Annotated in this window: 14 protein-coding genes; 5 read left to right on the top strand and 9 right to left on the bottom strand. The window is 65.7% G+C overall.

Annotated features, from left to right (window positions below; all coding sequences use genetic code 11):
- Nucleotides 1–24: 24 nt before the first annotated feature.
- The 8 genes from eutC to FGU64_RS08240 form a co-directional block, all read right to left on the bottom strand.
- Nucleotides 25–1,017 carry an ectoine utilization protein EutC gene (gene eutC, locus FGU64_RS08275; RefSeq protein ID WP_139952243.1) on the bottom strand — a complete coding sequence of 331 codons (993 nt, stop codon included), beginning with the start codon at nt 1,015–1,017 and terminating at the stop codon, nt 25–27.
- Nucleotides 1,014–2,006, bottom strand: coding sequence for a hydroxyectoine utilization dehydratase EutB (eutB, locus tag FGU64_RS08270; protein WP_139952240.1), 993 nt, complete (start codon nt 2,004–2,006; stop codon nt 1,014–1,016). Before eutB ends, eutC begins: the two co-directional genes overlap by 4 nt.
- A 4-nt stretch (nt 2,007–2,010) precedes the next feature.
- On the bottom strand, nt 2,011–2,781 hold the full coding sequence (gene eutA, locus FGU64_RS08265) for an ectoine utilization protein EutA (RefSeq protein WP_139952237.1): 771 nt from the start codon (nt 2,779–2,781) through the stop codon (nt 2,011–2,013).
- Between the two features lie 4 nt (nt 2,782–2,785).
- Nucleotides 2,786–3,445, bottom strand: a complete 660-nt coding sequence (gene ehuD, locus FGU64_RS08260; RefSeq protein WP_139952234.1) for an ectoine/hydroxyectoine ABC transporter permease subunit EhuD — start codon at nt 3,443–3,445, stop codon at nt 2,786–2,788.
- Nucleotides 3,446–3,455: 10 nt separating this feature from the next.
- Nucleotides 3,456–4,115 carry an ectoine/hydroxyectoine ABC transporter permease subunit EhuC gene (gene ehuC / locus FGU64_RS08255; protein ID WP_136356018.1) on the bottom strand — a complete coding sequence of 220 codons (660 nt, stop codon included), beginning with the start codon at nt 4,113–4,115 and terminating at the stop codon, nt 3,456–3,458.
- Nucleotides 4,116–4,357: 242 nt separating this feature from the next.
- Nucleotides 4,358–5,209, bottom strand: coding sequence for an ectoine/hydroxyectoine ABC transporter substrate-binding protein EhuB (ehuB, locus tag FGU64_RS08250; RefSeq protein ID WP_139952231.1), 852 nt, complete (start codon nt 5,207–5,209; stop codon nt 4,358–4,360).
- A gap of 61 nt (nt 5,210–5,270) precedes the next feature.
- Nucleotides 5,271–6,056: an ectoine/hydroxyectoine ABC transporter ATP-binding protein EhuA gene (ehuA, locus tag FGU64_RS08245; protein ID WP_136356014.1), complete on the bottom strand. Its 786-nt coding sequence runs from the start codon at nt 6,054–6,056 to the stop codon at nt 5,271–5,273.
- A 123-nt stretch (nt 6,057–6,179) separates the two neighbouring features.
- Nucleotides 6,180–7,565, bottom strand: coding sequence for a PLP-dependent aminotransferase family protein (locus tag FGU64_RS08240; RefSeq protein ID WP_139952228.1), 1,386 nt, complete (start codon nt 7,563–7,565; stop codon nt 6,180–6,182).
- 83 nt (nt 7,566–7,648) lie between these two features.
- Between FGU64_RS08240 and FGU64_RS08235 the strand changes: the two genes are divergently transcribed.
- From FGU64_RS08235 to ligD, 5 genes are all read left to right on the top strand, one after another.
- The gene (locus FGU64_RS08235; RefSeq protein WP_139952225.1) at nt 7,649–8,140 is read left to right on the top strand and encodes an Lrp/AsnC family transcriptional regulator; all 492 of its coding nucleotides are present in this window, start codon (nt 7,649–7,651) and stop codon (nt 8,138–8,140) included.
- 124 nt (nt 8,141–8,264) lie between these two features.
- Nucleotides 8,265–9,764 (top strand): NAD-dependent succinate-semialdehyde dehydrogenase, encoded by a 1,500-nt coding sequence (locus FGU64_RS08230; protein WP_139952222.1) that lies wholly within the window; start codon nt 8,265–8,267, stop codon nt 9,762–9,764.
- A gap of 28 nt (nt 9,765–9,792) precedes the next feature.
- A complete protein-coding gene (locus FGU64_RS08225; protein WP_139952219.1) occupies nt 9,793–11,166 on the top strand; it encodes an aspartate aminotransferase family protein in 1,374 nt (457 codons plus the stop codon).
- Between the two features lie 141 nt (nt 11,167–11,307).
- Nucleotides 11,308–12,177: a Ku protein gene (locus FGU64_RS08220; RefSeq protein WP_139952216.1), complete on the top strand. Its 870-nt coding sequence runs from the start codon at nt 11,308–11,310 to the stop codon at nt 12,175–12,177.
- 9 nt (nt 12,178–12,186) lie between these two features.
- Complete coding sequence (gene ligD / locus FGU64_RS08215; RefSeq protein WP_139952212.1) at nt 12,187–14,724, top strand: DNA ligase D; 2,538 nt, start codon at nt 12,187–12,189, stop codon at nt 14,722–14,724.
- 3 nt (nt 14,725–14,727) lie between these two features.
- On the opposite strand, the gene gcvA is transcribed toward ligD, so the two are convergent.
- Nucleotides 14,728–15,696 carry a transcriptional regulator GcvA gene (gene gcvA / locus FGU64_RS08210; RefSeq protein ID WP_139952209.1) on the bottom strand — a complete coding sequence of 323 codons (969 nt, stop codon included), beginning with the start codon at nt 15,694–15,696 and terminating at the stop codon, nt 14,728–14,730.
- Nucleotides 15,697–15,839: the final 143 nt, after the last annotated feature.

Raw genomic sequence — 15,839 nt, 5'->3', positions numbered from 1 at the left:
GTTGTCCGGGCTCCCCGCCCGTTGTCAGCTTTCGAAAACAGCCCCCGCGCCGGCTGCCTTCGCGCGGTCGCGCGCCAGTGCGGCGATGGCGGTGTCCTGCACGCCGGTGCCGGTGAGATCGGCGACGGTGATGTCGGAGGCGTCGCGCCGGCCGTGTCGCTTGCCGGCAATGACGGCGCCGAGTTCGGCGACGTCTGCATCGGCGGAGATCAGGCCTGCGTCGATGGCGTGGTGCAGTTCGCCGAGCCGCCGTGTCTGTTTTGCGCTGTCGGCGACATAGAGGTCGGCCAGCTTGAGGATCGCCGGCGCGATCTCGTTCTTGTGCTCGGCGTCGGAGCCCATGGCGGTGATGTGCTGGCCGGCGGTGACGAAGCCGGCATGGATCAGCGGCTCGGTCGAGGGCGTGGTCGTCACGATGATGTCCGCGCCCGTGACGGCCCTGGCGGCGTCGGTCTCGGCGCGCACCGCGATGCCCAGCTTTTCGCGCAGCTCCGCCGCCGTCCGCTCGGCCTTGAGCCGATCGCGCGCCCAGATGCACGCGCCTTCTATCGGCCGCACCAGCTTCAGGGCCTCCAGTTGAAGACGCGCCTGCATGCCGGCGCCGAAGATCGTCGCGACTGTCGCGTCCGGCCGCGCTAGATGTTTCGCGGCGACCGCGCCGGCGGCTGCTGTGCGCACGTCCGTCAGGTAGCCGTTGTCGAGCAGTAGCGCCTCGACCAGCCCGGTTTTCGCCGAAAGCAGCACCATCATGCCGTTGGTCGAGGGCAGGCCGATCTTGGGATTGTCGAAGAAGCCGGGGCTGATCTTGATGGCGAAGCCGTCGATGCCGGGCACATAGGCCGTCTTCACATCCACTTCGCCATTGTGCTCGGGAATGTCGAGCCTGAGGATCGGCGGCATGGCGACCGGCAGGGTCGCCAGCGCCCGGAAGGCGTTTTCGACGCAGGCGACGGCGTCGAGGTCGAGCCTGACGATCTTGCGCAGGTCCGCTTCCGTGAGGATGGTCATGCGCGTCATGCCGCGCGCTCCCGTGCGTCGCGCCACGTGCCGCAGACGATGGCGCGATGCAGGTCCATGGCGATGTTGCGGCCCGACAGCACCGCCACCGTCGGGCCTTTCGGCCTGACCTTGCCGGCCAGCAGCGCGGCGATCCCGACCGCGCCGGCGCCCTCGGCGATTTCTTGCTCCTGTTCGTAAGCGTGGCGGACGCCGGCGGCGATCTCGTCTTCGCTGAGAAGCACGAGGTCATCCAGCAGGTCGCGGCACATGGCGAAGGTCAGTCGATTGTCGAGGCCGATGCCGCCGCCGAGCGAATCCGCCAACGTCTCCCTCTCCTCAACCTCGATCGGCCGGCCGGCGTCGAGACTGGCCTTCATCGCAGCTCCCCGCGCCATCGAGACACCGATGACGCGGACATTCGGGCGCAGCGTCTTCACCGCCATGGCGACGCCAGCAGCAAGCCCGCCGCCGGAAACCTGGATCAGCAGGGTTTCAACGTCCGGCGTCTGTTCGACGATCTCGGCGCCCAGCGTTCCCTGTCCGGCGACGGTCGCGGGATGGTCGAAGGGCGGGATCATCGAAAACCCGTCTTCCGCGACAAGCCGCTCGGCCTCGACCTGTGCTTCGTCCTGGCTCGCCCCCACGATGCGCGCTTCGGCGCCCAGCCGGCGGATTTCCGCCAGCTTGTTTTCCGGCACCAGTTTCGACATGCAGATGACGGCGGGAATGCCGCGCCGCTTGGCCGCCAGCGACAGCGCCCTGCCGTGATTGCCGGTGGAGGCGGCGGTGACGCCGCGCGTGCCGGTCGACAGCAGCGCGACCGCGTTCGAGGCGCCGCGCAGCTTGAAGGAGCCGGTCGTTTGCCGATGCTCCAGCTTGAGCCGGACCGGCACGCTGAATTTTTCGCTGAGCGAAGGCGAGTCGACCGTCGGGGTCACGACGATGTCGGCGGCGATGCGCGCCCGCGCGGCCTCGATGTCGGCAAGGGTGACGAATGCCGTGCCCATGGGATCACGCGAGCCCAAGCGGCAGCGTCATCAGCCGGCCCCATTCGGGATGGGCGGTGTCGTCGCCGCACAGCCTGAGGCAATTCCAGGCGCTCGCCTGGTTGGAGGTGACGACCGGCCGGCCGATGACGCGTTCGATGTCGGCTGCCACAAGCGTGGAACGCAGCGCGGTGCAGGAGATGAACAGCGCTTCCGCCTCCGGATGGGTCGCCTCGCGGGCGAGATCGACAAGTGCTGCCGGCCGGATGCGGGCCATCTCGCGGTCATCCTCGAAGCCGAGGCAGGTGAAGGAGGCGATGTCGAAGCCGTGGCCGGCGAAATAGGCTGCCATCGGCCGGCTGGTTTCCACCGTGTAGGGCGTCAGGATGGAAATACGCTTTGCCCCCAAGGCGCGCAGGCCGCGTATCGCGGCCATCGGCGGCGTCACCACCGGAACAGCCGGCTTGGCCGCCTGGATCGCGGCTTCGATCTCGGCATCGCCGATTACCACCGAGGCCGAGGTGCAGGAATAGCAGATCGCGTCGAGCGGCTCGCCGGGCAGGATCAGCGCGGCTCCTGCCGTCAGAGCCGGCTGCATTTTCCTCAGGTTTTCCGGCGTGGTCGGATTAGCGTAGGGGATGCGGGCGCCATAGACCCCGATGGTTTCGCTCGCGACCATGCGGCGGAAGTCCACCTCGCTGGTGTGGTCGGTGGCCAGGATGACGAGGCCGACGCGTTTTTTCAGCGGACGCGGATCGAGCGGTGGACGCTCGGCGTGGAGATGGATGTCGGACATTGCTTTACCGCTCGATCCTTCCGTAACGGCGTTCCAGCCAACGCAGCAGGATGACCGAGAACAGGCTGATGATGAGGAAGAAGACGCCGACCAGCGTCATCGGCTCGACATACCGGTAGTAGGAGTTGGCGACCAGTTTCGCCTGGTTCATCAGTTCCAGCACGGTGATGGCCGAAAGCAGCGGCGTTTCCTTGAACATGGCGACGAAATAGTTGGCGAGCGCCGGTATCATCGGCGGGATGGCCTGCGGCAGGATGATGTGCGTCCAGGTCTGCCGGGCGCTGAGGTTGCAGGCCTTGGCCGCCTCCCACTGACCGCGCGGCACGTTGTCGATGCCGGCGCGATAGACCTCTGCCGCGTAGGTGCCGTAGTGCAGGCCAAGTCCTATGACGCCGGCCACCAGCGGCGGCAGAAGGATGCCGATGTCGGGCAGGACGTAGAAGATGAAGTAGAGTTGCACGAGCAGTGGCGTGCCGCGGATGAATTCGGCGAAAAAGCCCACCGGCCCCGAGACGAGCCGGTTGGGCGAGCGGCGCAACAGCGCGATCGCAAGGCCGACGACGGCGGCGAGCACCGAGCCGAGCAAGGTGGCGAGGATGGTGATCTTGACGCCCTGGATCAGGGTCGGAAGGATCTGCCAGACGAAGTCCCAATCCCATTCCATCGCCGCCCCCTCAGGTCCTGACGCCGTCGAGGCCGCGCGCCATGCGCCGCTCCAGCGTGCGCACGCCCCACGAGATCGCCGACGCCATCGCGAAGTAGAGGATGAGGATGGTGGCGAAGGGCAGCATGGTGTTGCCGGTCTGCGAGCGCACGATGTTGGCCTGGAAGGTCATGTCGGCCAGCGAGATCAGCGAGACGACGGAGGTCGCCTTGAGCAGTTCGATGGCGTTGTTGCCGAAGGTCGGCAGCATCAACAACAGTGCTTGCGGCAGGATGACGTGGCGCATGCCCTGCCAGCGGCCGAGGTTGAGCGCCACGCAGGCTTCGTATTGCTCCTTGCCGATCGACTGCACCGCGCCGCGCACCACTTCGGCACCATAGGCGCCGACGTTAAGCCCCAGCCCGAGCACGCCGGCCTGCAGCGGCGTCAGCTCGAAGCCGGCCAGCGGCAGCACGAAATAGACCCAGAAAAGCTGGACAAAGATCGAGGTGCCGCGGAAGAATTCGATATAGGCCGTTGCCAGCGCGCGCACAGCGAAGAAACGCGACAGGCGTCCCAGCCCGGCGACGAAGGCCATGATCAGCGCCAGCACCGAGCCCATCAGCGTGAGTTCCACGGTGACGAGCGCGCCTTGCAGGATCAGGTAGAGATAGCCGGACCAGTCGGTCATGGGATTTCCGGTTGCGGTGGAGGATTCTTCCTTCTCCCCGTTCACGGGGAGAAGGTGTCACGAAGTGACGGATGAGGGGCAGAGCCGACTTCGGAAAGCTTGCGCCGCCCCCCATCTGTCTGCCGGCCCAGCCCTTCGCTACGGCTCCGGGCGTTCGTTGCTCGAAAAGCCCATTCAGGGACTTTCGTCCACTTCGTGGATCGTTCCTCACCCCCGTAAACAGGGGAGAAGGAAGAGGGCGCTTATTTCGCCGAGCAGAGCTTTTCGGTGGTCGTCGACATCGCCGCCGCCGCCGAGAAGCCATAGGGCTCGATGATCTTGGCGAAGTCGCCGGATTCCTTCATCTTCGCCAGCTCGACGTTGAAGGCGTCGCGCAGCGCCGTGTCCTTCTTGTTGAAGGCGGCGCCGTCGCAATAGACGGGGGCGCCCTGCACCGGCGCGATGACCTCTAGGTTCGGGTCGTTGGCCTTCTTCATCAGGTCGTTGATCGAGAGCACCGGCAGCGAATAGGCGTCGATGCGTCCGTCCTGCACCATCTTCAGGCCGCTCTGGCCGTCGGGCACGACGATGACGCGGTCGCGCGGCACGCCGGCGTTGAGCGCCAGCTTCTCCTCGGTGCCGCCGCCGGGCGCGCCGATGGTCGCCGACGTGTCCTTGGCGACGTCCTCGTAGCTCTTGAAGCCCTTCGGATTGCCCTTCTTGACCAGCATGGCCTCGGCATCGCACAGCACCGGCTCCGAATAGGCGACCGCCGCGCAGCGCTCCGGCTTCATGAACAGGCCGGCGGTGACGACGTCGAAGCGGCCCGCCTGCAGGCCGGGGATCATCGCGCCGTATTCGGAGATCGACGCCACGACGTCGGCGACGCCGAGCCGCTTGAAAACCTCACGGGCGACGTCGGGCGCGGCGCCCGACACCTTGCCGTCGGCGGCGACGGCCGTATAGGGCGGCTCGTTGGCGATGGCGAGCCGCGCGAAACCCTGTTCCTTCAGTTGTTCCAGCTTGCTGTCGTCTGCCGATCCCGGCGTGGTGGCGGCGAGCGTCGCTGCCACGGCGAGGCCGGCGACGCCGGCCCATGTTGCAAATCTTTTCATCGTTCCCAGCTCCATTGGTCTTCTTGGTTTGTTTGGGCGGCACATGCGCCCGGCAAAGCGGTCAGACCCGGTGTCCGGCCGCGATGATCTTCTTCAGGAAGGCCTGCGTGCGTTCCTGCTTGGGATGACGGAAAATCTCGTCGGGTTTGCCTTCCTCGACGATCCGGCCGCGATCGAAGAACAGCACCCGGTCGGCGAAATCGTGCGCGAAGCCCATCTCATGCGTCACCAGCAGCATGGTCATGTCCGTCTCGGCGGCGAGCTTGCGCATGACGTTGAGCACTTCCTCGACCAGTTCGGGGTCGAGCGCGGAGGTGACCTCGTCGAACAGCATGATCTTGGGCGACAGCGCCAGCGCGCGGGCGATCGCCACGCGCTGCTTCTGCCCGCCGGAAAGCTGCGCCGGCATGTTCTTCGCCTTGTCCGCCATGCCCACCATGTCGAGCAGTTCCATCGCCCGCTTCTCGGCGGCGGCGCGCGGCGTGCCCTTGGTCAGCATCGGTGCCAGCGTGACGTTGTCGAGCACGCATTTGTGCGGAAACAGGTTGAAGAGCTGGAAGACCATGCCGATCTTCTGCCGCATCCGCGTCAGGTGCCGCTCGTCCGCCGGCAGGAGCTGGCCGTTGCGCTCCATATGGTAGAGGTGCTCGCCGTCGATCTGGATGTGGCCGCCGTCGATGCGCTCCAGTGTCATCAGGATGCGCAGGATCGTCGTCTTGCCCGAGCCGGAGGGGCCGATGAGCGCCAGCTTCTCGCCGGGCATGACCTGCATCGACAGGCCGTCCAGCACCTTGAAGGCGCCGAAACTCTTGGCGATGGAATCGATCTTGATGATGGGCGCGGACAATGCGTTCCCCCGTCCTGGAGAAGCTTTGTCCCTAACGATGGGGAAGGTCAGAAATCATGTCAATTGAGAAAATAAAATCATGACAATTTTTCTGATTCCGCACAATTTTGCGGCTGCAAGCGCCTAGATCGCGAGCAGAAGATGCTCCGGATCGCCGAGCAGGAGCTTCGTCACCACGCCGAGACCTGCCTGCAATTCGCCCTCCGTCGTCGAGCCGAGCGAGATGCGCACTGCGGGCTTCCAGGGCGTCTCGGCGATGCGGAATGAAGCGCCGGGGGCGATCGCCACGCCGCGCAGCCGGGCCTGGGCGACGAAGGCTTCCTCGGAGCGGTCGTCCGGCAGTCGCAGCCAGATGTGCAGGGCGTCCCGGCAGGTGCGATAGGCGACGCCCTGCAAGGCTTCGCCGGCGATTTCATGCCTGCGGCGCAAGGCGTCGCGCTGCCAGCGCACCAGGTCCATCGCCGTGCCGTCGGTCACCCATTTGGTGGCGATCTCGGCCACCATGGGCGTCGCCATCCAGTTGGAAACCAGGTGCCGGTTGGCGACCGCGGCGGCGTAGCGGTCGGGCGCGACGAGATAGCCGACGCGCAGGCCGGGCACGGTGATCTTGGAAAATGAGGTGACGTAGAGCGTGCGTTCTGGCGCGAAATAGGCGAGCGGCGGCGCGCGATCCTCAACCAGTGGGCCGAGCACGTCGTTCTCGATGATGGCGATGTCGTGCCGCCGCGCCACTTCCGCCAGCTGCGCGCGCCGCACCGAGCCCATCAGCGTCGCCGTCGGGTTGATGACCGACGGCTGCACGAAGACCGCGCGGATGTCGGCCAGCCGGCAGGCTTCGTCCAGTGCTTCCGGGATCAGCCCGTCGTCGTCGATCGGCAGGCCTTCGAGGTGGAAACCGAGATAGCGCGCCAGCGGCACCAGCGTGTGGTGGCCGATGGCCTCGGTGGCGACTGTGGAGCCAGGCGGTGCCACGCTCATCAGCGCCACCGTCATGCCGGCTGTGGCGCCGTTGGTCAGCGTGACATTCTGCGGCGAGGCTTCCAGCCCGCAGGCCACCAGCCATTCCGTCGCCACGGCGCGGTGGCGCGGGAACACCATATTCGGCCGGAAGGACAGCGCCGAGCTTGCCGGCAGCGCCTCCGCCAGCCAGGCCAGCGCCTGTTTCAGCCGCTCGTGGTGCATCGTCTCGCAGGCCGGCTTCAGGATCGACAGGTCGATCACCTCGCCCGGCCGTTCGGGCAGGTAGGGCGGCTCCGGCTCGCGGCGCTGCGTCTGCACGAAGGAACCGCGGCCGATCTCGCCCGACACCAGGCCGCGCCGGATCAGTTCCTCATAGGCGCGCGACACCGTCTGCACCGACAGTTTCAGCGCATCCGCCAGCGCCCGGTGCGTCGGCAGCCGGGCACCATTCGCCAGCCTGCCGTCGTGGATGGCGCGGGCGAACTGGTCGGCCAGCGAGAGGTAGGCGGGACGGCGGATGAGCGCCGGATCTGGCTGCCATAATGTCATGACTTATTAGAGATCGAAATCAGTGCAATTGACAATCGAAATCATGCGCCCTCATGGTGCTGGCGCACCGAAAAGCGACGCCCATGACCGCACCGAAACTCGACGCCATCGACCTCAAAATCCTCGACGCCATCCAGCGCGACGGCCGCATCACCAAGCTGAAGCTTGCCGAGACGGTCGGGCTGTCGCCGACGCCATGCTGGATGCGGCTCGCCCGGCTGGAGAAGGCGGGCATCATCTCGGGCTATCACGGCAAGGTGGCGGTGCGCCTGCTGGCGCCGGTCGCGACCGTGTTGATGGAGGTGACGCTGGCCAACCACCGGCAGGCGGATTTCGACCGCTTCGAGCGGGTGGTGCGCGAGACGCCCGAGATCGTCGCCTGCTGGTCGGTCGGCGGGGGTGTCGACTATCTGCTCAAGGTGATGGCGCGCGACATCGACGCTTACCAGCGGCTCGTCGATTCGTTGCTGGAGCGCGAGATCGGCATCGACCGCTACTTCACCTACATCGTCACCAAGACGGTGAAGGAGGAGGCGGTGCTGCCGGTGGCGGAACTGGTCGGCGATCGGCCTTGAGGCGCGACGGAGAAATCGTTCTGGCTTCGACCCGCCTGTAGAGAATCTCTCTATTGGTGGAGGCTCGAATAGGCTCTTTCTCGATTTACGGCGACTAGGATTGTGGCGGATCAGGAGCCACGCCATGTCCGCCCACGCCCATTTCGCCCGCTCGTTGCGCCACGACGCGCTCGACCGGCTTGCCGACCGCCGGCTTTATCGCGAACTCGCCTATGTCGACGGGCACTGGACCGCAGGTGCTTCCGCCGGCTCTTTCGAAGTCACCGATCCAGCCTCCGGCACGACCGTCGCCTTCGTCGCTTCGCTCGATGCCGGCCAGACCGGCAAGGCAATCGACGCGGGGTCACGAGCCTTTCCGGCCTGGAAGGCGCTGCGGCCACAGGAACGCTCGAAAATGCTGCGCAACTGGTTCGATCTCATCGTCGCGGCAAAGGAAGACCTCGCGTTGCTGATGACGCTGGAGCAGGGAAAACCGCTCGCCGAATCGCGTGGCGAGATCGACTACGCCGCCTCCTTCGTCGAGTGGTACGCGGAAGAGGCCAAGCGGGTGAACGCCGAGGGCGTCACCAGCCATCTGCCCGGCGCGGAAATGATCGTGCGGCGCGAGCCGCTCGGTGTCGTCGGCGTCGTCACGCCGTGGAATTTTCCGTCGGCCATGCTGACGCGCAAGGCGGCCGCAGCACTTGCCGCCGGCTGCACCATTGTCGCGCATCCTTCTTCCGAGACGCCGCTTTCGGCGCTGGCGCTGGCCGAACTCGGCGAGCGGGCCGGGCTGCCGGCAGGCGTCTTCAATATCGTCACCGGGGACGCCGCCACCATTGTCGGGCGCCTATGCGAGGACACCCGCGTGCGCGCCATGAGCTTTACCGGCTCGACCGAAATCGGCCGAATGATCGCGCAAAAATGCGCGCCGACGATGAAGCGCCTCGTCATGGAACTGGGTGGCCATGCGCCGCTGGTCGTCTTCGACGACGCCGATCTCGACAGGGCGGTTAGGATCGCCGTCGACGCCAAGTTCGCGACCTCAGGGCAGGATTGCCTCGCCGCCAACCGCATCTATGTGCAGCGCGGTGTCTATGCCGCTTTCTGTGCCGCCTATGCCGCCCGCATCGAGGCGCTGAAGGTCGGTAACGGTTTGATGGAAGGCACGGAGATCGGCCCGCTGATGCACGAGCGCGCCGTGAAAAAAGTCGAGGAGCAGGTCGCCGATGCGCAGGCGCGCGGTGCGCGGCTGCTTGCCGGTGGCAAGCGGCAGGCGCCCGGCTCGCTGTTCTACCTGCCCACGCTGCTGGCCGACGTGCCGGACGATGCGCTCATCATGCATGAGGAAACCTTCGGGCCGGTCGCCGCGGTCGCGCCTTTCGACAGTGAGGACGAGGTCATTGCCCGCGCCAACGATACCGAATACGGGCTGGTCGCCTATGTCGTCACCGGGAACGGCGCGCGCCAGCGGCGTTTGGCGAATGCGCTGGAATACGGCATGGTGGCCGTCAACCGGGTGAAGATCACCGGCGCGCCGATCCCCTTCGGCGGCGTCAAGCAGTCGGGTCTCGGCCGCGAGGGCTCGCGCCACGGCTTAGAGGCCTTCACCGACCTCAAATATGTGTGCCTCGACCTGGCGTGAGCCGGGCGGCGAAAAAAAGGAGAAAACGATGCTCGAACAATCCAACGAACTCGCCGCCTGGGATCGCGACCACTTCTTCCACCCCTCGACCCATATGGGCATGCATGCGCGCGGCGAGATGCCGAACCGGGTCATGGCAGGCGGCGAGGGCGCGACCATCTGGGACACGAACGGCAAGAAGAGCCTCGACGCCTTCGCCGGCCTCTATTGCGTCAATGTCGGCTACGGTCGCCAGAAGATCGCCGACGCCATTGCCGAACAGGCCAGGAACCTCGCCTACTATCACGCCTATGTCGGCCACGGCACGGAAGCGTCGATCCGGTTGTCGAAGATGATCATCGACCGGGCGCCGAAGGGCATGTCCAGGGTCTATTACGGCCTGTCCGGCTCTGACGCCAATGAGACCAACATCAAGCTGATCTGGTACTACAACAACGTGCTTGGCCGCCCCGAGAAGAAGAAGATCATCTCGCGCTGGCGCGGCTATCACGGCTCCGGCGTCATGACCGGCTCGCTGACCGGACTGGCCGGCTTCCACAACGCCTTCGACCTGCCGCGCGCGCCGATCCTGCACACGGAAGCGCCCTATTACTACCGCCGCGAGGACCGCTCGCTGTCGGAGGAGCAGTTTGCGCTGTTCTGCGCCGACCAGCTCGAAAAGCTGATCGTCGCGCAGGGGCCGGAAACCATCGCCGCCTTCATCGGCGAGCCGGTGCTGGGCACCGGCGGCATCGTGCCGCCGCCGAAGGGCTACTGGCAGAAAATCCAGGCGGTGCTGAAGAAATACGACATCCTGCTCGTTGCCGACGAGGTGGTGACCGGATTCGGCCGGCTGGGCTCCATGTTCGGCTCCGACCACTACGGCATCCAGCCGGACCTCATCACCATCGCCAAGGGGCTGACCTCTGCCTATGCGCCCCTGTCGGGCGTCATCGTCGGCGACAAGGTGTGGAAGGTGCTGGTCGAGGGTTCCGACAAGCTCGGCCCCATCGGCCATGGCTGGACCTATTCGGCACATCCGATCTGTGCGGCGGCCGGTGTCGCCAATCTCGAACTGATCGATGAGCTGGACCTTGTGAAGAACGCCGGCGAAACCGGCGCCTATTTCCGCAAGGGCCTGACTGACGCGGTCGCAGGGCATAAAAATGTCGGCGACGTGCGCGGCGAGGGCATGCTGGCGGCGGTGGAGTTCGTCGAGGACAAGGACGACCGCAAGTTCTTCGACGCCGCAAAGAAGATCGGCCCGCAGGTGGCGGCGGCCTTGGCAGAACGCGGCGTTATCGGCCGCGCCATGCCGCAGGGCGACATCCTCGGCTTCGCCCCGCCGCTCTGCCTGACGCGCGAGGAAGCGGATACGGTCGTTGCCAAGACTGCCGAGGCGGTGAAGGCCGTGCTCGGCTGAACCGAGGTTCAGGCGTCTTCCGAAACGGGACCGGGCAATTCCGCCGCCTTCCGGCGGCGGACGGATGTTCGCTCTTCGATGCGCGATGGAACTGGAATGGCGTTTGTCCGTTCCGCTCCATTCCGCTGCAAGGAGACGGATATGGCCCCGCGCCCGGCCTGGAAGGGTTATCTCAAACTGTCGCTGGTTACCTGTGCGGTGGAACTGACCAATGTGGTCACCCATGCCGAGAAGGTTTCCTTCCACGTCATCAACCGCAGAACCGGGAACCGCGTGAAGCGCATCTATGTCGATGCCGAAACCGGCAAGCCGGTGGAGGACGAGGACGAGATCAAGGGCTACGAGGTCGAGAACGGCGACTACGTCCACATCGAGGACGACGAGATCGAGGCCGTGCAGGTCGAATCCTCCAACATGCTCGCCCTCGACGGCTTCGTCGACAAGGCTTCGATCCAGCAGATTTATCTCGACACACCCTATTATCTGTCGCCGGCCGACAAGGTGTCCGAGGATGCCTTCGCCGTCATCCGCGAGGCGATGGCGGCGAAGAAGAAGGCGGGGCTTGCCCGCATCGTGCTCTATCGCCGTGAACGCCCCGTGGTCATCGAGCCGCTCGGCAAGGGCATGGTGCTGACCACGCTGCGCTACGACAGCACGGTGCGCCAGCCCGATACGGTGTTCGACGAGATCAAGGCGGTCAAGATCGACAAGGAGATGATCGAGCTTGCCCAGCATATCATCGACAAGAAGGCGACGAAATTCGATCCGTCCGGGTTCGACGACAAATACGAGGAAGCGCTGATCGAACTGATCCGCGCCAAGAAGGCCGGCCGCAAGGCGCCCAAGGCCAAGGCGGCAAGCAAACCGTCCAACGTGGTCAACCTGTTCGATGCCCTGAAGAAGAGCCTCGCCGCCGACAACGACGCCGAGGCGGCCCCGGTCAAGGCGACCAGGGCATCAAGCAAGAAGGCGCCGGAGCCGAAGGCGAAACCGAAGCGGAAATCGGCTTGAGAGCGGGCCATGGCCGAGCAAGCCCTGGAAAAATATCGCGCCAAGCGCGATTTCTCGAAGACCGCCGAACCGGCCGGCAAGGCGCCGCGCCGCCAGGCAAAGGCGGGCGAGGGCGGCATCTTCGTCATCCACAAGCATGCCGCGACGCGCCTGCATTACGACCTGCGCCTCGAGCACGGCGGCGTACTGTGGAGCTGGGCGGTCACGCGCGGCCCCAGTCTCGACCCGCACGAGAAGCGGCTGGCGGTCCATGTCGAGGATCATCCGATCGACTATGCGCCCTTCGAGGGCACGATCTCGAAAGGCGAGTATGGCGGCGGCTCGGTGATCGTCTGGGACGAGGGCACCTGGGTGCCCGAGCACGATCCGGCCGCCGGCATGAAGAAAGGCCATATCGACTTCGAACTGCAAGGCGAGAAGCTTTCCGGCAAGTGGCATCTGGTGCGCCTGAAGCCGCGTGCGGGCGAGAAGAAGGACAACTGGCTGCTGATCAAGTCCGACGACGCGGCGGCGCGGCCCGGCGAGGATATCCTGAAGGAGCGGCCGGAATCGGTGAAGTCCGGCCTTACCGTCGAGGAGGTGGGCGAGGGCAGGGCAGCCAAGGGAAAGAAGCCGCAGGTCTGGCATTCCAACAAGCCGGCGGCGGGCAAGGCGGCGCGAGAAGCGGCATCGCGGCTGCAATTTGTCGAGCCTGCGCTGGCGACGCTGGAGCGCGACGCCCCGTCGGGCAAGGAATGGCTGCACGAGGTGAAGTTCGACGGCTATCGGATGCAGGCTGCAATCGCCGGCACCGAAATCCGCCTGCTCACACGTAAAGGACTGGACTGGACCGAACGCTTCGGCGGTGAAATCCCTGCGGCTCTTGCCCGTCTCAAATGCGCGGACGCCATAATCGACGGCGAGATCGTCGTTCTTGGCGGTGATGGCGTCTCGTCGTTTTCGCTGTTGCAGGCCGACCTGTCGGCCGACCGGACGGACCGCATGATCTACTACGTCTTCGACTTCTTGCGGCTGGACGGCGAGGACCTGCGCGACGAGCCACTGGTCGAGCGCAAGGAGCGCTTGCGTGAGTTGCTGGAGCTGCTGGGCGACGACGGCCCGGTGCGGTTTTCCGACCATTTCGTCGAGCCGGGCAAGGTCATGCTGAAGCATGCCTGCCGCATGGGGCTGGAAGGCGTCGTCTCCAAGCGCGCCGACGCGCCGTACCGCTCCGGTCGCACCGGCGTCTGGATCAAGTCGAAATGCACCCAACGCCAGGAATTCGTCATCGGCGGCTATCTGCCTTCCGAAAAGACCGGGCGCGGCCTGCGCTCGCTGCTCGTGGGCTATCACGAGGGCGACCGGCTGCGCTATGCCGGCCGCGTCGGCACCGGGTTTTCGGCCAAGGCCGGCGACGATCTCAAGAAGAAGCTCGACGCGCTGAAGGCGAAAAAATCGCCCTTCGACGCCAAGGTGCCGGGCGGCAAGGGGCTGGTCTGGGTCGAACCCGAGCTTGTCGCGGAAGTGGAGTTCCGTTCCTGGACGGCCGATCGTATCATCCGCCACGCCTCGTTCCAGGGACTGCGCGAGGACAAGCCGGCCGAAGAGGTCGTGCAGGAAGAGCCGAAGGCGGTCTCCGGCAAGGATAAGGCCGGGCAGGGCGCTTCAACCGCCAGGGACGCGGCTCCGAGAGGGAAGGGGAAATCCGTCGTGAAGACAGGGATAAAGCTTACCCACCCCGACAAGCTCCTGTGGCCCGAGGAGAAGGTGTCGAAGCAGGCCCTGCTTGAACACTACGACCTTGTCTGGCCGCGCATGGAGCCTTTCGTCGTCAACCGGCCGCTGGCGCTGGTGCGCGCGCCAGACGGCGTCGGCGGCCCGCGCTTCTTCCAGAAGCACGCCTCGGCCGGCATGAGCGAAAAAATCTTCAAGTCGAAGGACCCCGAAGACAATGAGGAAATCCTCTATGTGAAGGATTTCGACGGCATCGCGGCGCTGGTGCAGATGGGCGTGGTGGAAATCCATGTCTGGGGCTGCACCGTGGACAAGATCGACACGCCCGACCAGATCGTCTTCGACCTCGATCCCGACGAGGGCGTTGCGGTCGATAGGGTGCGGCAGGCGGCGCTCGATATCCGGGACAAGCTGAAGGAACTGTCGCTGCCGGTCTTCGTCAAGACATCGGGCGGCAAGGGCTATCATGTGATGGTGCCGCTGAAGCCGAAGGCCAAATGGGATGCGGTGAAGGGTTTCGCCCATGATTTCGCCCGCGCCATGGAGCAGGCCGAGCCGGACCGCTATACGGCGACGCTGTCGAAGAAGGCGCGCACGGGGCGTATCTTCATCGACTACCTGCGCAACGGCCGTGGCTCGACCACGGTCGCGCCCTATTCCTCGCGCGCTAAGAAGGGCGCGACCGTTTCCATGCCGGTGACATGGACGGAAATCGAGGACGGCCTGCCGCCCAACGCCTTTCCGATCGGCGACAAGACGACGCTGAAGCGCCTGGCGGGCGACGATCCGTGGAAAGGTTTCTTTGCGGCCGGCAAACCGCTGAAGCTGGGGTGAGCATCAGCCCCCAGTCGCGCCATCCCTTTCCGGCTGGCGCCTGCGCCGCGTGCCGATGCGTGAGGTCACGGGGTTTGCCAGCCGTCCTGAGGATTTGGCCTTTTCGGCGAAAAGCCATTCGGTAAAGACTTGCACGATCGGGGCCGCCCGCATCTCGTTGCGACAGGCGATGTAGAAATCGTAGACCGCCGGGACGGACAATCCGAACGGCGCCACCAGTTGCCCGCGCGCCAGCAGGTCGCTTGCCGTCACCGAGTCGCCCAGCGCCACGCCGTGCCCGTGGAGCGCCGCACCGATCGACAGGTGCGCGTCGTCGAAGCGGTGCCGCCGGCCCCGTTCCAGGTCGAGCGCGTCGGCGGCGGTCAGCCAGGTGTGCCATTCGCGGCCGTCGTCGCCATGCAGAAGCACATGGTCGGCAAGGTCGCGGATGGTGCGCAGCGGCTGGTTGTTGACCAGGGTCGGGCTGACGACGGGGAACAGTTCCAGTCCGGACCACTTTCGCATCCAGCAGTCGCTCCAGCTGCCGTCGCCGTAGAGCAGGCACAGGTCGAGTTCCGGCGAGCGGATGTTGGCCGGATCGTTCGACGCGGTCAGCCGCAGGCGGATGTCGGGATATTGCGCCATGAAGTCGCCGAGCCGCGGGATCAGCCACAGCGACAGCAGCGCGGGCACGCAGGACAGCGACAGCGCGCCGCTCGATGCCGGGCGGGTCAGCCGCTGCGTGGCGGCGGCGATGCCGTCGAAGGCCGACGAAACGGCGGGCAGCAGTTCGGCGCCATGCGGCGTCGTCTTCAGCCGCAGGCCGGCGCGCTCGAACAGCTTGATCCCGAGCGACTGTTCGAGCGCCTTGATCTGGTGGCTGACGGCGCCGTGCGTGACGTTCAGTTCAGCCGCCGCCTTGCTCAGCGAGCCATGCCGGGCGGTCGCCTCGAACGCACGCAGCGGATTGAGCGGCGGCAGGCGCTTGGTCATCGGCGGTTCCTGGCTGATATGTGAGGTTTTCTCACATGGGAAGCTATAACAATATCAATTGCTTTTCTATTCCCGCGCGCCGAAAATCCCTGCCAACAAGCATAAAGACGGGACTACAGGCATCAGAAGCCTTGCGCGCACCG

Origin of the sequence: Mesorhizobium sp. 8 (assembly GCF_006351905.1) — a bacterium.
GTDB lineage: Bacteria > Pseudomonadota > Alphaproteobacteria > Rhizobiales > Rhizobiaceae > Mesorhizobium > Mesorhizobium composti.
This window is presented reverse-complemented; position numbering and strand designations above follow the sequence as displayed.